Annotated in this window: 18 protein-coding genes; 6 read left to right on the top strand and 12 right to left on the bottom strand. The window is 66.0% G+C overall.

Annotation, left to right across the window (positions count from 1 at the left end; genetic code table 11):
- Positions 1–56 precede the first annotated feature (56 nt).
- From FBY36_RS20520 to FBY36_RS03735, 10 genes are all read right to left on the bottom strand, one after another.
- Positions 57–203 carry a hypothetical protein gene (locus tag FBY36_RS20520; protein ID WP_160141868.1) on the bottom strand — a complete coding sequence of 49 codons (147 nt, stop codon included), beginning with the start codon at positions 201–203 and terminating at the stop codon, positions 57–59.
- Positions 204–214: 11 nt separating this feature from the next.
- Positions 215–1,342 carry a glycosyltransferase family 2 protein gene (locus FBY36_RS03780; RefSeq protein WP_142117409.1) on the bottom strand — a complete coding sequence of 376 codons (1,128 nt, stop codon included), beginning with the start codon at positions 1,340–1,342 and terminating at the stop codon, positions 215–217.
- A gap of 296 nt (positions 1,343–1,638) precedes the next feature.
- Complete coding sequence (locus tag FBY36_RS03775; protein ID WP_142122461.1) at positions 1,639–2,082, bottom strand: YdeI/OmpD-associated family protein; 444 nt, start codon at positions 2,080–2,082, stop codon at positions 1,639–1,641.
- A 35-nt stretch (positions 2,083–2,117) separates the two neighbouring features.
- Entirely contained in the window at positions 2,118–4,280 is a 2,163-nt protein-coding gene (locus FBY36_RS03770) for an OmpL47-type beta-barrel domain-containing protein (RefSeq protein WP_142117408.1), read from the bottom strand.
- Positions 4,277–4,780, bottom strand: coding sequence for a hypothetical protein (locus FBY36_RS03765; RefSeq protein ID WP_142117407.1), 504 nt, complete (start codon positions 4,778–4,780; stop codon positions 4,277–4,279). The genes FBY36_RS03770 and FBY36_RS03765 overlap by 4 nt, the downstream gene beginning before the upstream one ends.
- A 1-nt stretch (position 4,781) precedes the next feature.
- Positions 4,782–5,918 (bottom strand): COG1470 family protein, encoded by a 1,137-nt coding sequence (locus tag FBY36_RS03760; RefSeq protein ID WP_142117406.1) that lies wholly within the window; start codon positions 5,916–5,918, stop codon positions 4,782–4,784.
- Between the two features lie 78 nt (positions 5,919–5,996).
- Positions 5,997–6,455 carry a hypothetical protein gene (locus tag FBY36_RS03755; protein ID WP_142117405.1) on the bottom strand — a complete coding sequence of 153 codons (459 nt, stop codon included), beginning with the start codon at positions 6,453–6,455 and terminating at the stop codon, positions 5,997–5,999.
- A gap of 521 nt (positions 6,456–6,976) precedes the next feature.
- Positions 6,977–7,276, bottom strand: coding sequence for a hypothetical protein (locus FBY36_RS03750; RefSeq protein WP_235008703.1), 300 nt, complete (start codon positions 7,274–7,276; stop codon positions 6,977–6,979).
- Positions 7,277–7,401: 125 nt separating this feature from the next.
- Complete coding sequence (locus FBY36_RS03745) at positions 7,402–7,866, bottom strand: Lrp/AsnC family transcriptional regulator (RefSeq protein WP_142117404.1); 465 nt, start codon at positions 7,864–7,866, stop codon at positions 7,402–7,404.
- An 815-nt stretch (positions 7,867–8,681) separates the two neighbouring features.
- On the bottom strand, positions 8,682–9,296 hold the full coding sequence (locus FBY36_RS03735; protein ID WP_142117402.1) for an ArsR/SmtB family transcription factor: 615 nt from the start codon (positions 9,294–9,296) through the stop codon (positions 8,682–8,684).
- Positions 9,297–9,570: 274 nt separating this feature from the next.
- On the opposite strand from FBY36_RS03735, the gene pdhA reads away from it, so the two are divergent.
- From pdhA to FBY36_RS03710, 5 genes are all read left to right on the top strand, one after another.
- On the top strand, positions 9,571–10,788 hold the full coding sequence (gene pdhA, locus FBY36_RS03730) for a pyruvate dehydrogenase (acetyl-transferring) E1 component subunit alpha (protein ID WP_142117401.1): 1,218 nt from the start codon (positions 9,571–9,573) through the stop codon (positions 10,786–10,788).
- Complete coding sequence (locus tag FBY36_RS03725) at positions 10,785–11,906, top strand: alpha-ketoacid dehydrogenase subunit beta (protein ID WP_142117400.1); 1,122 nt, start codon at positions 10,785–10,787, stop codon at positions 11,904–11,906. The genes pdhA and FBY36_RS03725 overlap by 4 nt, the downstream gene beginning before the upstream one ends.
- A 2-nt stretch (positions 11,907–11,908) precedes the next feature.
- Positions 11,909–13,423, top strand: coding sequence for a dihydrolipoamide acetyltransferase family protein (locus FBY36_RS03720; protein ID WP_142117399.1), 1,515 nt, complete (start codon positions 11,909–11,911; stop codon positions 13,421–13,423).
- A 110-nt stretch (positions 13,424–13,533) separates the two neighbouring features.
- The gene (locus tag FBY36_RS20645) at positions 13,534–13,839 is read left to right on the top strand and encodes a hypothetical protein (protein ID WP_200830425.1); all 306 of its coding nucleotides are present in this window, start codon (positions 13,534–13,536) and stop codon (positions 13,837–13,839) included.
- A gap of 162 nt (positions 13,840–14,001) precedes the next feature.
- Positions 14,002–15,033: a glycoside hydrolase family 16 protein gene (locus FBY36_RS03710; protein ID WP_235008702.1), complete on the top strand. Its 1,032-nt coding sequence runs from the start codon at positions 14,002–14,004 to the stop codon at positions 15,031–15,033.
- 270 nt (positions 15,034–15,303) lie between these two features.
- Here FBY36_RS03710 and FBY36_RS03705 read toward each other — a convergent pair whose 3' ends face one another.
- Positions 15,304–16,551 carry an RNA polymerase sigma factor gene (locus FBY36_RS03705; protein WP_142117398.1) on the bottom strand — a complete coding sequence of 416 codons (1,248 nt, stop codon included), beginning with the start codon at positions 16,549–16,551 and terminating at the stop codon, positions 15,304–15,306.
- Positions 16,551–16,886: a YciI family protein gene (locus FBY36_RS03700; protein ID WP_142117397.1), complete on the bottom strand. Its 336-nt coding sequence runs from the start codon at positions 16,884–16,886 to the stop codon at positions 16,551–16,553. Before FBY36_RS03700 ends, FBY36_RS03705 begins: the two co-directional genes overlap by 1 nt.
- 197 nt (positions 16,887–17,083) lie before the next feature.
- Between FBY36_RS03700 and FBY36_RS03695 the strand changes: the two genes are divergently transcribed.
- Positions 17,084–18,526 (top strand): FAD-dependent monooxygenase, encoded by a 1,443-nt coding sequence (locus FBY36_RS03695; protein WP_142117396.1) that lies wholly within the window; start codon positions 17,084–17,086, stop codon positions 18,524–18,526.
- The last annotated feature ends 9 nt before the right edge of the window (positions 18,527–18,535 follow it).

The raw sequence follows: 18,535 nt of genomic DNA, 5'->3' as shown, positions 1-18,535 counted from the left end.
CCGGTCAACCGCCGCTGGCCCGGACCGTGCTCCAGGCCGGGCCAGGGCGGACGGCATCAGGGCTTGACCTTGCTGCCCTTGCGCAGCAGCGACAGCAGGGCCACGCCGATGAGCGCGGTGCCCAGGGCGGTCAGAAGTGAGGAGCCGACGTTGAGCCCTGTGTAGGCCAGGGCGGCTCCGGTAGCGGGGATAGTGGCGGTCATTCCGTACATGGTCAGATGTCCTCTGCGGTGTATTGGGCTTCCCAACGGTCGATCCGCCGTCGGGTGATTTTGGTGGTCAGGACCGCGCACCAGGAGGCGAGAAACCACCCGGACCGCAGCCACATGAACAATTCCTGGGGGAGGAAGGTGGCGGCCAGAAGGATGTCCTTCCAGTCCCGGTGCGGAATCCGCAACGCGCGTTTGATGTCCAGCGCGATGAAAAGGACGGGAACCAGCCACCAGAACAGGACGAACCTGAAGACGCCCAGGGCGAGTGAAAGAACCATGACGGCGATCCACAGGAACTTCAGGAAGACACCCAGCAGGCCCATGGCCTGTTGCCCCCAGTCGCGGAGGGTCAGCCGGTTGATGCCCAGGTCCAGGAGGTCCTCCACGGTTCCCACCTGCCACTTCATCCGCTGGCCCCACAACGCCTTGATGGTCTTCATCGAGTCCGTGTAGGCGCGGACGTCGGGGGACACCTGGCAGATAAAGCCCAGTTCCCGGATCCGGTAGGTCAGCTCGAAGTCCTCCACCTGGGAGGTATAGACCCAGGGGCCGTTCCTGTCGTCCCGGGCGGCGATCTGCCGCAGCACCGCGTTGTTGATGGCGCAGCCCGTCCCGGCCAGGACGCTGGTCTGCCGGCGGCGCAGGGCGGTGTCCGTCCAGGTGGCGAACTCGGCTTTTTGCAGCCGGCTGAGGAATCCGGGGTCCTGCATGGTGAATTTCGACGACGATCCGCCCAGCCGTGCGGCCCGGCGCCCCAGGAACTCACGCTCCCAGGCGGCCAGGGCGTTGGGTGGAAGGACGGTGTCCGCGTCCAGGCAGACCACCACGTCGGCGTCGTACGCGTGTTCGTTCCATGCCCGGTTGAGCGCCTCGGACTTGCGGTGCTCCAGCCGTGGCAGCTCCATCACGGTGACGGGATACTTGCGGGCTTCCCGGGCGGTGTCGTCGGTGCAGCCGTTTGGGATCACCACCACCAGGTCCGCCGGGCGTGACTGCAGCATCAGGCCATCAAGGGTGTCGCCGATCGAGCCCGCTTCGTTGTAGGCCGGAATCAGCACCACCAGCCGCAAGGGGTGTCCGGCCGGAGCAGATGAGGTGGCGGCCGGGGCAACGGACAGACGGGTAGGCATGGAGGGCTCCTGGTTTGGGTTGGTGGCCCCCCATTGGGCCGCACCCCATTCTTGAAGCGGCCACTCAACTTATGCCCCTGCGTTCCCTCAAGGTTCCATAAAGTCTTTTGCTGCTCGATGCCTCGCTGCACGCGTCTGACCTGCGGAAACTTCCATCGGGTCCGCCCTGCAGCCGTCCGCGGGCGCAGGATAATTGACCGAAATGCAGTTTTGCCGCGACCTGCACCGGTACATTCAGGGCAATAGTAAGTACACTTACCAGTGGACGTAGTGTCCAGCAGTGCGGCGCTGCGTTCCTACTTCTTGCCTGCCTTGAGGTCTTCCACTGCCTTGGCCACCCGGCGCACACGTGTTTCCGGTGTCTTCGCGTCGGTGATCGGCTCCACGTAGCGGCGTTGGCTGCTGTAGTTCAGGGCCCCGTAGAAGGCCTTCGCTTCCGGTTCGGCTTCCAGGGCGCTGGCCAGGTCATCCGGAACCTCATTGACCCGTGGTTCGGTGTCCACTTCCAGTCCCACCTCGACGGTGTCCCCGGCGGCCACTCCGGTCAGCTCACGGTTCGCGGCGCTCACGCCGACCATGTTCTTGCCGCCCATCACCGCGATGCTGCTGCGGTAGCTTTCGTCGTTGATGGTAACCACCACCGGCGGCCGCCGTCCGGCGTCAAGTGCAGTAACGATCTCCTCCGGGACCTCGATGCCTGTCTTGTTGCCGCTGCCCTGAATGGTGGTGGTGAATTTCATCCTCACAGTATGCATTCCTTCCTTGGCGTATCGACTCAGAAGCGCGACGAGGAGGTGGATGTAAAGGCAGGCGCTGTCGCGAGCGGGTTTCCTGCCACATCCGTCAGGCCGGACGCCGGGGCATAGGCGGGGAAGTCTGCTCCAACATTGGTCCCCTGGGCGCCGGTGTTGTTCTTGGTGGCCCCCAGTTGGATTGTCAGGGAAAACGTATCCGGATTCCAGGTCACTGTGCTCACGCCGGTATTGGTACCCACGAAGACCACTGGAGTGGCAGTGGACGCGTAGTTGGCATTGGAGCCCAATGAGATGGTTCCGATGTTCAGCGTGCAGGTCTTGCTGGTTACGGTCATGGTGTTGCTCGTAGTGCTGCCACTGGTGCTGTGGTTGAAAGTAACCGTGACATCGTTATTGGCTTTGAGGATTTGGGCGCCCGTGTTGTTCCAAATGGAACAAATCTTGCTGGCGTCGAGGGCCTCGGAGTACCGGATTGTCAGTGTGTCGCCGGCATCGGCTGTGCCTGCCGTTGTGCCTCCACCAAGGAGGCTCACGGCGCTAATGCTTGGCAGTTTCGTGTCCTTGTTGGTGATGCCCTTGGCGGTGGCCGTGCCGCTGTTGCCTGCCGCGTCGGTGGAGTCCGCAGTGTAGATCAGGGTGCCATCGGGAATGGTGGAAAGGTCCATTGTCGTGTTCCATGTCGTGCCGGTGGTCGTGACCGCCTTGGAAACGAATGACGAGAGACCGTTCCTGACTGTGACGTTCACAATCGTCCCTGCCTCGGTGGTTCCGCTGACCTGGACTGCGCTGATGTTGCTGCTGCCGTTGACGTACATCGGCGCGGCGATGGTCGGGGCTGGTGCCACAGTGTCCTTCGTGCTTGAGGTGGTGTAAGCCGTGCCGGTGTTCCCCGCCGCGTCCTTGGCCGTTATCGAGTACGTGACAGGCCCGTCATTGAGCCCGGACAGGTTGAGGTTCAGGGACCAGCTGCCCGTACCGGATGCCGTCGCCGCTTCCGTCACTGTGTGCGCCGCGCCGGCGTCCGTGGCGGTAACGGTGACGGTTATGCCGGCCTCCGCGGTGCCGGAGACCGGCAGGACGGACGCGTTGCTGATGTTTACGTACGCCGGGACGCTCAGGGCCTGGGCCGCTGCAGGCGGCACGGTGTCTTTGATGCTTGTTGCATTCCTGGCCCCGCCCGTGTTTCCGGCCGAGTCAGTGGCGGTGGCCGTGTAGGTGACCGTGCCCTGGTTCAGGCTGCCCAGATCGGGGCTGGCGGACCAATCACCCGTGGCGGAGGCAGTGGCTGTGCTGCTGACGGAGTGAGCGGCACCCGGGTCACTGGCAACGAGGGTGATTCTGGCGCCGGCTTCAGCGGTGCCGGTGACGGGTACGGCGGCGACGTTGCCGGAGTTCACATAGGCCGGAACGGTGAGCGATGGCACGTCCGGGGCCTGCGTGTCGATCCATACCGGCTGGGTCTGGACCGAGCCAATGTTGCCCGCATTGTCGGTGGCGAAGTAGGAGATGGTGTGCGTCCAGTCGCCCGTGACGGGAATGGTCGCAATAGCGCCATTCACTGTCCGCTTGGCGCCGCCGTCGACCGCGTAGGTGATGGAGGCGACGCCGGAACCGGCCGGCCCGTCGTCGGCAGTAATGGTCACCGTGACCGGGCTGTTGTTGTTCCAGCCGGCAGCGTTCGGGGTGGGCGACAGGCTGGAGACGGAGGCTACCGGGGCGGTGGAGTCACTGCTGATGCCGGTGCTGCGCGGGCTCTCGGCGCCGGTCCAGAGCGCGATGGTGGGGGTGACGGTGTAGTACCAGGTTCCCCCGGGGACGTTCTGTTCGATGCACGTCAAGGTGGTGACCGTCCCTGCGCATGCGCCCGTGGCCGGCGTGCCGGTGCCACCCGCCGCCGTCGCATACCTTGTTACCGTGTAGCCCGTGGCTGCATGCTCGTTAACGGTGGTGCCGGCTGCCCAGCTGACGCTGACTGAGGCGCCGTTGGCCGTGACGGCGGGCTTGGATCCGGGGGACAGGGCGTCCGCCGCGGCCGTGGCATTGTTGCTGCTGGTGGTGGAGGCCCAGAAGCCGTAGGCGGCGGTGGCCGTGCCGAGCAGGAGCAGGACCGCGGTGGCAATCCACGCCAGCCGTCCTGAAGGGAGGCGGAAGCCGAAGGGCGTCTTCCGGATGGCGATGCTCATTTCCGCACCTCCGCCGTTACGGGGAGGTGGAAGGTGCCGCCCTGGCAGGCTGCGAGAGAGGTGGTATCCATGGCGGCCGATCCTGGAAGGGTGAGCAGGGTGGACGAGTTCGCCGGAATGGTGGTTGCCGGTGACAGTGGCGTGGCGGTTCCGGTGAAACTGACCCCGGTGGTGGTGCAGCCGGAATGCGCGCTGTCCGCCGTGGCCGGTCCGTTGGCGGTGACGCTGTAGACCTGCACCGAGTAGGGATTGGGGTTGGAGAAGCGGAGTACGACGTCGGCAGTGCCGCCGGGAACCAGCGTCGCCGTGGGGCCGTCCCCGGCCACGAGCGCGTCCACGGTGACGGCCTGCATGGTGCCCGCAGCAGCGGTTCCCGTGCCCGTTCCGCCCGCCGTCCAGAAGGCGTAGGAGGTTCCCGCGCCTGCGGCGATCAGTGTTCCCGTGAGGGCCGCTGCCTTGAGGGCCCGTCCAGCCCTGGCAGTCCTGGTGGTGGTGGTCATCTCAGTTCCCCTGTCCTGATCCCGAGTAGGCCAGCTGGAGGGTGGCGCCCTTGCAGCCGTCTTGGTTGGCGGACGTGTCCACCATTCCCACCTTGGGCCATGCAGTCTGTGTGACGCGGAGGCCGGAAAGGGAACTGCTGCCGGCCGGTACCGTCAGTGGGTAGGGGCCGCTGTACTGGGTGACGGTGAAGTCCGCCGTGGTGCAGGGGAGGTTCCTGGCCGCGGCGTCCGCGCTGCGGGTGACCCCAGCCACCGCCACTGACATGTTGGTCAGTGCCAACGCCTTGTTGTTGGGGTTGTTGATCTGCAGGTCCAGGCCGGCCGACGTGCCGGGGGACAGCGTTCCGGGGACGTTGCCGGAGAGGACGAACTGCTTGATGGTGGAGTCCAGGACCAGCTGCACGTTCGCGTAGGCGTACTGCGACTTCCCGCTGGAATCCTTGCCCGTGCCCACCAAGTACAGGTTGTAGCTTCCGGTGGGGGACGTGGCGGTTGTGGCCACCTGCAACGTGGTGGAGGTGCCGGTCACCGGATTGGCCGAGAACGACGCCGTGGCGCCGGAGGGGAGTCCGCCCAGGACGCTGAACGTCACCGGCCCGGAGAGGTTGTTCCGGGTGAGCTGAAGCGTGTACACCGCGGTGGCGCCCGGCGGGACCGATAGCGAATCCGGGGCAGCGGCGACGGAAATGGTGGAGGAGATTCTGTAATTGACGGTGAGGCCGGCGGTGACACTGCCGGAGACCTTGCCGCTGGTGCCGGTGATGGTCAGGGAGCTGGTGCCCGCCGGCGTGGCTGTGGCGGTGGTGACGTTCAGGGTTGAGGTTGCGGTGCTTCCGGAGTTAAGGGTGACGGACGACGGCGTGAAGGCACCTGCCGCTCCGGCCGGCAGTCCCGCGGTGGCCAGGTTGACCGCGCCGGTGAAACCTCCAGTGGACGTCAGCGTCACCAAGTAGGTGGCTGCCTGACCCTGCTGGACGGACTGGCTGGCAGGGGTGACCTGCACCGTGATGCCCGGCTTGGGATTGTTTGCCGCCGCGATCAACGCCCCCGCGCTGGCCAGTACAAGCAGCAGCGCCACCACCGCAGCCTTGATACCGGTCCGCGTGCCGCGCCGCGGATGTCCGTCCTGTTTGTGCACCCCGTGCCCCTTCCACTTTGGTGCGATTGACGGCAAGACGGGGACGGGCTTTGCACCCGTCCCCGGCTTGCTCGTTTGTTAGTTGCTACCGACGGTCACCGTGATCAAGGCGCCCTTGCAGGCGCTCTGGTCGACGGTTGCGCTGTCATTGAGGGTGAGCGTTCCGGTGCCGAGTGCCGTGCCAACTGCCTTGCCCGCTACGGTGGTCGTGCCCGTGGGCGCTGTGGCGGAGAACCATGCGGGCAAGCATTCGGCATTGCTGGTGGTAACCACCGGGTCAGCCAACGTCACCGGTGTACTGCTGGTGTTGGGGTTGGTGGCCGTGTAGGTGATGGTCTTCGCGGGGCCGCCTGGAGCGACTCCCTGGTCCACCGTCACGTTGATAGTGATGGGCGAGGTGCCTGAGGATGCAGCAGCTGAGCCGTTGCCCGAGCCCGTGGTGCTCCAGTAGGCGTAGGCAGCGCCGCCGCCGACGGCCACGAGAGCAGCGGAAGCGGCCACAGCGGCGATCTTTTTCTTCTTGGTCATTGGGCGCATGGAAAGACTCCTTGTAAGTGTGATTGAGAACCCGTTCCCCCATGAGCGGCCCCATCCAGGTGCCTTTCGGTGGATCGATGACCCAATACTCGCGGGCCGGAAATAAGCGCAACAACACGTACCGGTACCCGTCTTTCCAGGCACCCGTGGTTTCCATTACTTGGATGGACCGGCCAATACTCGGAACTCCGCTGTAGTCCTGACCTCAAGAAATTGCCGTGAAACCCTGGAAATCAGGGCAGGGGACGCCGCACGAGTAGCGCTCGGAAATGAGCCGGGTAACGCCGCTGGTCTCGGTCGCGAGCGTTCACATTTGGGGGATTAGCAAGTATCCATGTCGTCAAAATGCGAGCAGCGCGCCCGGCATTCACCGGACGCGCTGTAGGCAGGGGGACTGTGACGGCCAGGGGCTCAGCCCTTCATGCGTCCTCCGGAGCCGCCGGTTTTCGTGGACGTCACCTTGAGTCCCCATCCAGGTAGACGGTGGCACGCGTGCCGTCTGACGTGATGATGTGCGCCTCTTACACGGCACCCTCTGCGTCATTCTCGACGCGCTGGATGGTGGCACCCGGGTTCGCGGCCTTGGGGGCATCCGTCACCTTGGTTGCCCTATCGCCGGTCAGCAGGCTTTCGGTGATCCCGTTGGCCTGGTGGCCGCCCTTTGATTCGTCGCGCGGCACCTGGGTACTGGATTGGCTGGAGTCCGTGGTGGCGGCGTTTGCCGGAAAGGCGGCGCTTGCCAGGGGGCCACCTCCGATTGCCGCCGCCAGGGCGAGGCCTGCCAGCCCTGCTTTCAGGGTGTTCTCGACACCGGCCCTCATTTGCGAGTCGCATATTCCCCGGTGCGCACTATATGCGGGTCTCGAGAAGGAACCTGCGCGGCGTAATCGAATTTGCGGGTCGAAAAGCTCTCGGTTGGCGCACCTTGAAGGACAGCAAGCAGTTCCTACCGAGTGTCCACGTCTTCAAAAACCAGGAACGTCTGCGTGTCCAGCACGCCGGGCATGGTCTGCAGTTGGTCGAAAATGACCCGGCGGAGGTCGATGTTGTCCACGGCGCGGACCAGGAGGATCACGTCGAAGTCGCCGCCCACCAGGGCAATGTGGTGCACCTCCGGGATGGCGCCGAGCTGGTCCCGCAGTTCGCGCCAGGAGTCCTGCTTGAGCTTCAGGGTCACGTATGCCGAGGACTTCAACCCGGCCTTGATGGGATCCACCAGCGCCGTGAACCGGGTCAGGACCCCGTCGCCGGTCAGCCGGGCAATTCGGCTGTAGGCATGCGCGCGGGAGATGTGCACGTTCTCCGCCACCTGCGTCACGGACATCCTGCCGTCGCGGGTGAGTTCACTGATGATCCGCCGGTCGATCTCGTCCAGCGCCGCCTGGTCGCTGCCGGCATCCTTGCCCGCCATTGTGCCCACTCCCGCCGTAACCTGCGTCGCTACAAATCGTCTCCCATACTAGGCAGATTTGAGCAGCCTCTCTGCCTCAGGGCGGGCGGCGGATACGAAACAGGGGCGCAGCAGGGCTCTTGGGCGAGTAATGCCTGCGGTAGGACGCCGTTTCCGGTGCCTGTTAGGAGCGCGGGAATGGGGATGCGCCGTGAGGGGCATCGGGCCGGTCCGCCGCTCCGCGGATGAAGTCGCAGTCGCTGGGGGAGAGGACAGTTTCGCCGTGCCGGTCCTGTTCCAACTGCTCCCCGGTGCCTTTCATAATTGCTGCCGCGACGGTGCGTGGGAGGATTTGGCATCCAGGATTGTCAACCAGCCACTGCCGAGTTTCAGGGTCGAGCTGATCCCACAACTTGGCTATCTCCATAGCTAACACCCACCCTTGTCATTGCTGTTGAGGAAATGCTGCCGGGGCGGATGCCCCGGGACCATACGTGTCCAACTTTTTGAACTCGGGTTTGAACGTGCTTGAGGAACCAAATGGAGAGGCGGAGGGGACCACGCTGTCCCCTCCGCGTCCATCCCCGCACCATGAACCCCCAAGTACCCCCGGTCACGTGGTGCGAAGTCTCTTACGCGGAATGAGCGGAAGAGCATGGATATGACGGATAGACATTTTTGTCAATTTCCACGCTCACGAGTCTGCCCCCTTTGACGGGCAGAGGTCAACGCAATTCTTGGAAATTAGGGACATTAGGGGCAGCTGGAGGAAGGCATGACCGGATGCGGCCATGCTGCTCTCCTGGAACTGGTAGGTGCGCGCAACCTGCCAAGCGTCAGGTGCGGGAGCTGTCCTGGTCGCCGCGGAGCTCATCCAAGGCGGCCTCCAGCAGTGTCATGTGGCAGGTCCGCGCCGTCATGATGAGCCGTCCGGCTGCCGCTTCCGAGCTGCAGCCGGTGCGGTCAGCTATGGCCCGGCAGGCGTCCGCAATGACCGAACGGGACACCAGTGCTGTTTCCGGCGCCGAAATCCGCTCACCCCATGCCGCCGTGAACGGATCCTCTTCCGGCAGGGAACCAAGGGAGTTGAGGGCGGCGGTTGTCCGGGCGTGAAGGACGGACCGGGCGGCGGCGAGCAGTTCGGCGGCCTCCGGGTAGGCCAGCCGGTAGACCAGGCGGCCGCCGGAGCGGGTGCAGTCAATCAGTTGCTGCGCGCGCAGCTGGGCCAGGTGCCGGGACAGGTGCGAGGGTTTGACGCCGGTACGCTCGCAGACCTCGGGGATGGACAATTCACCCTGGGAAAGCAGCTCCAGGATGGTTGCCCGGACTGGATGGGCCACCGCCTTGAACACTTCCGCGGCAGCGTACGTTGACGCTCCGGCCAATCCGCGGTCATCGGCCTCATGCCCCCGAGCCTGGCGGCTCTCAATATCAATGTCGTAGCTGTTCATGCCCTGCGCTCCCTTCGGCTACGCATCCCATTATCCGACGCCCCGGAGCTGCTGACCCCCCACCGCCGCAGAAAATTACCACGATGGATCTGGTCGCGCATCGCCACCCGCCGATTCGTCCACAACCCCTGCCGGTAACCCACGTCACATCGACAAGTCGTCTTCCGATAGACCCGTTTGCGCGCATCTTCTCCACGATTTCCACAGGTGCTGGATACGAAACCTGCTTCAGGACAATACTGGGAACGAATAGTGGCTACCGAAGGACGGACCAATGACGATCTCCGCAGACCACACCGCGCCGCACAGCACCAGCCCGGAAGCAGCAGACAATGCGCTGACGGAAGCTGTGAAGAAGTTCGGCATCACGGTGGAGGATTACATGCTCCCCGCCCGGCACCAGATCCAGATGGTGGACCCGGACGGCCGGCTCATCCCGGAAAGTGAGCAGGGCACCCAGCCCGGCCACGAATACCCCGTGCCCGGCGATGACGAACTGCTGGCAGCGTACGAACGCCTCGTCGTCGGCCGCCGCGTCAACGACCAGAACTCCGCCTTGGTCCGGCAGGGACGCATGGCCGTCTACCCCTCCAGCCACGGCCAGGAAGCCTGCCAGGTGGCCGCCGCCCTGTGCCTCTCCGACGCTGACTGGATGTTCCCCACCTACCGTGACGCCGTGGCCGTGATGACCCGCGGCGTGGACCCCGTGCAGGTGATGACCATTTTCCGCGGCGACTGGCACGGCGGCTACGACCCCCTCGAATACAAGGTGGGCATCCAGTGCACCCCGCTGACTACCCAGCTGCTGCACGGCGTTGGCGTGGCCCACGCCGCCAAGCTCCGCGGCGAGGACACCGTGGTGCTGGCCATGTGCGGCGACGGCGCCACCAGCGAAGGCGACTTCCACGAAGCCCTGAACTTCGCCGCCGTCTTCCACCTGCCCGTCATCTTCTTCGTCCAGAACAACAAGTACGCCATCTCGGTGCCGCTGGCACACCAGTCCGTGGCGCCGTCGCTCGCGCACAAGGCCGTGGGCTACGGCATGGCGGGCGAACGCGTGGACGGCAACGACGTGGTGGCGCTCCTCGCTGTCCTGGACCGCGCCGTGAAACTCGCCCGCGAAGGCTCAGGCCCGCTGCTGGTGGAAGCCAACACCTACCGCATGCAGGCGCACACCAACGCCGACGACGACACCCGCTACCGCGAAAGCGCTGAAGTTGCGGAGTGGCGGGCCAAGGACCCGGTCAACCGGATGCGCACCTACCTGACGGAGCGTGGGCTCCTGGATGACGCCGCGGAGGAGCGGATCGCTTCCCACGCCGAGGCCGTGGCTGCGCAGCTGCGCGAAGGCCTCAGTGAGGATGTGCCCGTGGACCCGCAGGAACTCTTCCGGCACGTCTTCTCGACCCCCACCCCGCAGTTGAAGGAACAGTCCGCCATGCTCGCCGACGAGCTCGCCCGCGACGCCGCAGCACAGGAGGCCGCCAAGTGAGCCCCACCATCACCACCTCTTCCGAGGCCAACGGCAACGTTTCCGCCGCCACCGCCCGGGCCGCAGCCTCCGCCGCCGCGTCCGCCGAAGCCGCCGGCCCCCAGCCCGTCACCATGGCCAAGGCCCTGAACACCGCCCTGGCCGACGCCATGCACGCCGACTCCTCCGTCCTGGTGTTCGGCGAGGACGTGGGCATGCTGGGCGGCGTCTTCCGCATCACCGACGGCCTCACCGCCACGTTCGGCGAGCAGCGCTGCTTCGATACCCCGCTGGCCGAATCGGGCATCGTGGGCATGGCCGTGGGCATGGCCATCAACGGGATGCGCCCGGTGATCGAGATGCAGTTCGACGCGTTCGCCTACCCCGCGTTCGAACAGATCGTCAGCCACGTGGCCAAGATGCACAACCGCACCCGCGGGGCAGTCAAGCTCCCCATGGTCATCCGCATCCCCTACGGCGGCGGCATCGGGGGAGTGGAGCACCACTGCGACTCCTCCGAGTCCTACTACGCCCACACCGCCGGCCTGAAGGTCTACACCCCGGCCACCGTGGCGGACGGCTACCGGATGCTCCGCGAAGCCATCGACTCCGACGATCCCGTGGTGTTCATGGAACCCAAGAAGATGTACTGGACCAAGGACTCGGTGGACCTGGGCGAGCTGCGCCGCCTCCACGAGCTTCGTGGGGAAGGCGCGACGGCGGGAGTTGGCTCTGAGGGGCGTGCCGCCGTCGCCCGTCCCGGCACGGACGCCACGCTGATTGCGTACGGCCCGTCCGTCCCCACCGCTTTAGCTGCTGCGGAGGCCGCTGCTTTGGAAGGGCGCTCGCTGGAAGTCATCGACGTGCGCACCATCGTCCCGTTCGACGACGACACCGTGTGCGCGTCCGTCCGGAAGACCGGCCGGGCAGTGGTGATCGCCGAGGCGCACGGCTTCGCGTCCGTGTCCTCCGAGATCGTGGCCCGGGTCCAGGAGCGCTGCTTCCACTATCTGGCCGCCCCCATCCGCCGCGTCACCGGATTCGACGTCCCGTACCCGGCACCCAAACTCGAGAAGTACTACCTGCCCGGCGTGGACCGCATCCTCGACGCCGTTGACGACCTTCAGTGGGAGAACTGACCATGAGCGAACCACGCGTATTTTTGCTGCCCGACCTGGGCGAAGGCCTCACCGAAGCCGAGCTGGTGGCCTGGCATGTTTCCGTTGGCGATGAGATCGCGGTTGACCAGCCCATCGCCGAGGTGGAAACCGCCAAGTCTGCCGTGGAGGTGCCGTCCCCGTACGCCGGGATCGTCACTGAACTGCATGGCCAGCCGGGTGAGACCCTGGACGTGGGGAAGCCACTGATCTCGGTGACGCCCTTGGGAACCGGGGTTGCCGCGGATGATGCCGCCCCCGCCCCTTCGCCGGCCCAGCCCGTGGTTAAGCCGACCGAAACCGAGCTTGCCGAGGCTAAACCTGCTGATGCCGCCGCCGAGACCTATCGGGAAGAGGAGAAGGCCGGGTCGGGGAATGTCCTGATCGGTTATGGGACCCCTGGTGGGCATGGCGTAGCCCGGCGCACCCGTGCCCCGAAGGCCGCCGTCGCCCTCGCCGAGCCTGCCGACACCAAGCCCAGCGAGGACGACCTCACCCTCCTGCGCACCCGTGTGCCCGGCAAACTCGGGGCCGTGATCTCGCCGCTGGTCCGGCGCATGGCCCGGGAGCACGGCGTCGATCTCGGGGACATCTCCGGCTCAGGCGACAGCGGCCTCATCATGCGCCGCGACGTGGAGGCTGCGCTTCTCCCCAACCGCTCCCTAACCTCGCAAGCTCGGCCAGGGAACCCTGCGGTCGTGGCCCCAACTCCAACCAAAAACGTTGAAGCGCCGGTGGCTGAGTCTGCAGAAACCCGGACCGCCGAGACTCAAGGCGTGGATGCCCGCACCGGGCTGCCCATCGCCGCCCGGACTCCGGTCCGCGGAGTCCGCAAGGCCGTGGCCGCCAACATGGCCCGCAGCCGCTCCGAGATTCCCGAAGCAACCGTGTGGGTGGACGTGGATGCCACGGCATTGATGGAACTTCGCGGGGAACTCAAGGCCAACGGCACCGAGGTTCCCGGTCTGCTGGCATTCATCGCCCGGTTCGTCACCGCGGGACTGAAGAAGTACCCGGAACTGAACACACGGATCGAAACGGCGGAGGACGGGTCCCAGGAAATCGTCGCGTTCGACGGGATTAATCTCGGCATCGCCGCGCAGACCGACCGGGGCCTTGTGGTGCCCTCGGTCCGGGCCGCGGAGAAGCTGACCGCCCGGGAACTGGACGCGGAGATCCGGCGCCTCACCGACGTCGCACGCCAGGGCAAGGCGACCCCCACGGAACTGGGCAGCGGCACTTTCACACTGAACAACTACGGCGTGTTCGGCGTTGACGGCTCCGCGGCAATCATCAACCACCCGGAGGTGGCCATCCTGGGCGTCGGCCGGATCATCGACAAGCCGTGGGTGGTCAACGGCGAGCTGGCGGTCCGAAAGGTCACGGAGCTGACCCTCACCTTCGATCACCGCGTGTGCGACGGCGGCACAGCGGCCGGCTTCCTCCGCTTCGTTGCCGACGCCATTGAAAACCCGACGTTGCTGCTGGCGGATATCTGAACCAATTCGAAAATGTCAGGAAATGATCATCCTGCAGACACCCGGGAGTCAGCTTGCGCAGGAAACATATGAGTCAGGGGGATCCTTAAGCCATTAGGAAAGGACCAGTCATGACTCGTTATGACCGCCGCACCGTCGGATCCTGCCGGGAACTCGCCTCGGGCGACGGAATCGAGGCCTTTTGCGGGGACACTTTGATGCATCGTGGCCCGGTGACGGAGACCGCCCCTGATTACGGCCTGTTTTGGATCCTGGATACTTTGACGGGAAGCAGGTGCCTGGTTGACATCTTCGAACTCGAGATTGTGCGCATTCCGCCGCCCGACGTCGAATCAGGGCCCTTTTCCCGGCGCCACCAATCGGCAAATGTAAAGCCCTCAACGTCCTACTGGCGCGAGGTATCCACCCCGGGCTGACAGCCCTCCACCCCCGTAACTACCCAACGCGTAGTCCCCCTATAGGCCCGGGACGGAAATATGAGTACCCACTACTCGTGACCCCCTCCCGGCTTCTTCGTAGGCTGAGTCGAATAGGGGGACAAGGCTCCCGTGCAATGCCTTGGGGAAGGAGCGGAACCCTTGAAGAGGAATCAGCGTCGCGCATGGACCTGCGCCGTCCTCGTCATGATGATGACGCTTTTAGCGGCCGTGGCATGCGGCGACCTCAGGGGCGCTCCCGGCGCATCAGCACCCCAGGCCGTGGACCCGGAGAGTACAGCCTCCAGTCCTACCCAGCCGGCAACAGACGAACCTTCCCCAGCTTCCGAACCGGACCAGTCCTCCCCAGCCTCCGAACCCGCACAGCCGCCGACGGACAAGCCGGCCTTGACCCCCGAGCCTTCCGCGGCTGCAGACCCTGCAGCCGCCTCCGAAGCCATGCCGGTGGGCGACCTGCCCGGCTGGACGCAGGTCTTTGTGGAGGACTTCACCGAGGGGGACGTGGGCCTGGGCGCATTCCCCGGCCCCGTCTATGGCACCCGCTGGAGCGAGAACTACCTTGACGGCACGCCGGATACGGCAGCCCAGCAGCAACCCAAGGGCCAGCGGACCTCCGGTTATTACCCGTCGAAGGTCCTGAGCGTCCACGACGGCTTTATGGACATGTTCCTGCACTCGGAAGACGGCGTGGCCAGGGGTGCGGCTCCGTCGCCCAAACTTTTTGGCGCAAACCAGCGGCCCTACAACAGCCTGGTGTACGGGCGCTACTCCGTGCGGTTCAAGGCTGACGTCCTGCCGGGCTTCAAACTGGCATGGCTGCTGTGGCCGGACAGCAAGAAGTGGCCCGAGGATGGCGAGATCGATTTTCCCGAGGGTGACTTGTCAAAGGTCATCTACGCCGCCGTGCACGGAGTGGAAAACGGCATCCACGACAATGAGGTCCTCCGGCCCAACGTGCCGTACGGGGACTGGCACATAGCCACCACCGAGTGGCGTGCTGACGGCATCGAGTTCTTCCTTGATGGACAGTCGTTGGGCGTTTCCAGGAGGTTCACCCCCACCAATCCCATGCACTACATCCTGCAGACCGAGTCCTGCTCGCCCATGTGTCCACAGCCGGAAACGAGCGGGCACGTCCTGGTTGATTGGGTGGCCATCTGGACAAGATCCTAGCCGCGGCCCAGGACAGGCTCACTTCAGTGACGGCACGACGGCGGCCCCGCGCCGGCGTCGTGCCTCTTAAGTTTTTTCCGTGAGGGTCTTTACGCACCGGCCGGACGTTATTAAAGTGAGTTGGGTCATAGTCCGGATGGGCGCGAGGGGCGTCCGGGAAGGGGGAGTGCATCACCGCTGACCGTTACCTACAGACAAATGACCACTACGTTGAAGGCCCCTCCTAGGAGGGGCCTTCCCTTTGCCCCGCGCCCTCTGTTAGTCAGGGGTTCAGTTGGCCAGTTCGCCCATCCGGGCCCGGAGGGAACGGCGTTCTGCATCATTGTCGGTGAGGATCAGCGCTTCCTGGAATGCCACCCGGGCCTCCTCCAGCCTGCCAAGCCGGGACAGGAAATCGGCCCTCGCGGCGGCAAGATAGGGGTATCGGGCCAGCTGCGGTTCGGCACCGAGCGCATCCAGTTCTACCAGGCCTTCTGCATATCCCACGGCGAAGCCCAGCGCGATGGCCCTGTTCAGCTGGACCACGGGGGACGGCCACTTTTCCATCAGCAGGTCGTACAGGGCCAGAATCTCCTGCCAGTCCGTGTCGGACCAGGTCCCGCTTTCGTCGTGAACTGCGGCAATTGCGGCCATCAGGGCGAACCGGCCCGGCGGCCGTGTAACCAGGGCCTCCCGCAGCAGTGCCACCCCTTCCGCGATGGCATGCCGGTCCCATTTCGACCGGTCCTGGCGGGCCAGCAGGACCTGCTCTTGATGCTCATCCAGCCGGGCATCCCTGCGCGCGTCCGTGAGCAGGATCAGGGCCAGCAACCCGGCAACATCGGGGTCGGCGGGGAGCAGGGCACGCAAAGTCCGGGCCAGCTCCAGTCCGCGTTCGGCAAGGTCGCGCCGCATCAAGTCCGCTCCGGACGGTGCGGTGTGCCCGGTGGTGTACACCAGGTACACCACGGACAGCACGCCGTCCACGCGTTCGTGGAACTCAGACGCCGGCGGCACCCGGTAGGGGATGCCGGCGGCGGCAATCTTCTTTTTCGCCCGGGTGATGCGGGCCGCCATGGTTGCCTCCGGAACGAGGAACGCCCGCGCAACGTCGGCGGTGGACAACCCGCACAGCAGCCGCAGCGTCAGGGCAACCTGGGCTTCAAGCGCCAGTGCCGGGTGGCAACAGGTGAAAATCAGCCGGAGCCGGTCGTCCGGAATGTCCCCGACCTCCTGGGAGCCGCCGCTGTACTCTTCGGGCTCCAGCAGCTTGGGCAGGGCCCGAAGTGCGGTAGCGGCGCGCCGGCGCATGTCCAGCGCCCGCCGTCGCGCCGTCACCGTAAGCCATGCCCCCGGGTTCCTGGGGATCCCCTTCACACCCCACGTGGACAAGGCGCTGGCGTAGGCGTCCTGGACCGCCTCTTCGGCGGCATCAATGTCGCCGGCAACGCGCACCGTGGCCGCCAGCACGAAACCCCACTCGCGGCGGTGCGCGTCAGCAACCGCCGCCGCAACCTCCGAACTGGCGGCCCGGGGCATCAGCTGACCACTCGTACTGGCCAAACCTCTACGCCAACCCCGGCGGGAACCTCCTTGGCGATCTCAAGGGCCTCATCCAGGTCGGCCACCTCCACTAGGTAGTAGCCGCCCAGGGTCTCCTTCGACTCCGCGAACGGACCGTCCGAGACCAGGAACCCGCCGGACCCATCCCGCCGGATGGACGTCGCGGTCGAGGACGGATGCAGGGCGGCCCCGTTGATGAGGTTGGAACTCCGGCGCTGCATGAACTCCTGGTAGCTGGCGCTGATCGATTCGCCTTCGGCCTGCCGTGCCACTGCCTCATCCTGGAAGATCAGGATCAGATACTTGGACATGTCGTGCTCCCTTTGCTGTCGGTCAAGGGCTCTTCGGTGGAGCCCCTACCCATACGACGCGCACCGGAAGTGAAAATCGACAGCAGCACGGGGGATCCCCTTCCATTTCCAACGTACCCCGCCGTGGGGGCCTTGCCGCAAGCCCCGGGGGGTGACGCATACTGGCGGTCGGCTGATCGGCGATGGAGGGGGACGGCATGCACGACGTGGTGATTGTGGGGAGCGGGCCCACGGGGTTGATGCTGGCGGGCGAGCTGCGGCTGGCGGGGGTGGACGCGGTTGTCCTGGAGCGGCGGGAGTCGCAGGAGCTGGCGGGATCACGCGGCGGCGGCATCCACGCGCGCACCCTTGAACTGCTGGATCAGCGCGGCATCGTGGACAGGTTCCTGGCCGAGGGCAAAACGATGAACACCGCCACGTTCGGCAACACCCCGCTGGACCTGAGCGCGCTGCCCACGCGCCATCCGTACACGCTGGCGCTGTTCCAGAACCATATTGAGCGGCTGCTGCTTCAATGGGTGGAAGGGCTGGGCGTGCAGGTCCGGCGCGGCGTGGAGGTCACCGGCGTGCAGGAGGACGACGGCGGCGTGGACGTCCAGCTCGCCGCCGATGGACCCGTGCGGGCCCGGTATGTTGTGGGGACCGACGGCGGGCGCAGCACGGTGCGGCGTTCGGCAGGCATCGCGATGGTGGGCCCTGACGCCACCCGGAGCAGCCTGATCGCCGAGGTCAAGGTGGCCGGCGAGCCTGTCCAGCAGGGAAAAGTGGACGCACGCGGCATCCACGGGCTGTACCCGATGGGGGACGGCACGGTCCGCGTGGTGGTGACCGAAGCCGTGCTCGGGCCCTCCACCGAACCCACCCTCGCGGACCTGCGGCAGGCGCTGACCGACGTGTTCGCCACCGACTTCGGCGTCCACAGCCCCACCTGGCTCTCGCGCTTCACCGACGCCACCCGCCAGGCGGAGTCCTACCGGAAGGGCCGGGTGCTGCTGGCCGGCGACGCGGCGCATGTCCACTCACCCACGGGCGGGCTCGGCATCGGACTGGGCGTGCAGGACGCCGTCAACCTCGGCTGGAAGCTGGGGCAGGTGGTGCGGGGCGGTTCCGGCGGGGAACTGCTGGACACCTATCACGCCGAGCGCCACCCGGCAGGGGAGCGGGCACTGAAGTACACCATGGCGCAGTCCCTCTTCCAGAAGGCCGACCCCAGGCAGGAGGCACTGCGCGACCTGCTCGGCGAGGTGCTCCGCATGGAGGGAGCGGGCGAGCCCATCGCCGCCCTGGTGACCGGACTCGACGTCGCCTACGACCTTGGAGCCGGCCACCCGCTCCTGGGGCGCCGGATGCCGGACCTGGACATCACCACCGCTGCCGGGCCGGTCCGGGTGTTCGGGTTGCTGCACCAGGCCGAGCCCGTGCTGCTGGACTTCGGCGGGCACGGGCGCGAGTTGGGTGCGGGCCTTTCCAGCGGGAGGGTCCGGCACGTCCAGGCAACGTACGACGGCGCGTGGCAGCTTCCCGTGCTGGGCGCCGTGCCGGCACCTACTGCGGTCCTGGTCCGGCCGGACGGGTACGCGGCCTGGGTGGGGGAGGGTTCAGCGGACGGACTTGCCGAGGCGCTTGAGACCTGGTGCTGAGCAGCCGGC

Origin of the sequence: Arthrobacter sp. SLBN-122 (assembly GCF_006715165.1) — a bacterium.
Taxonomy (GTDB): Bacteria; Actinomycetota; Actinomycetes; order Actinomycetales; family Micrococcaceae; genus Arthrobacter.
This window is presented reverse-complemented; position numbering and strand designations above follow the sequence as displayed.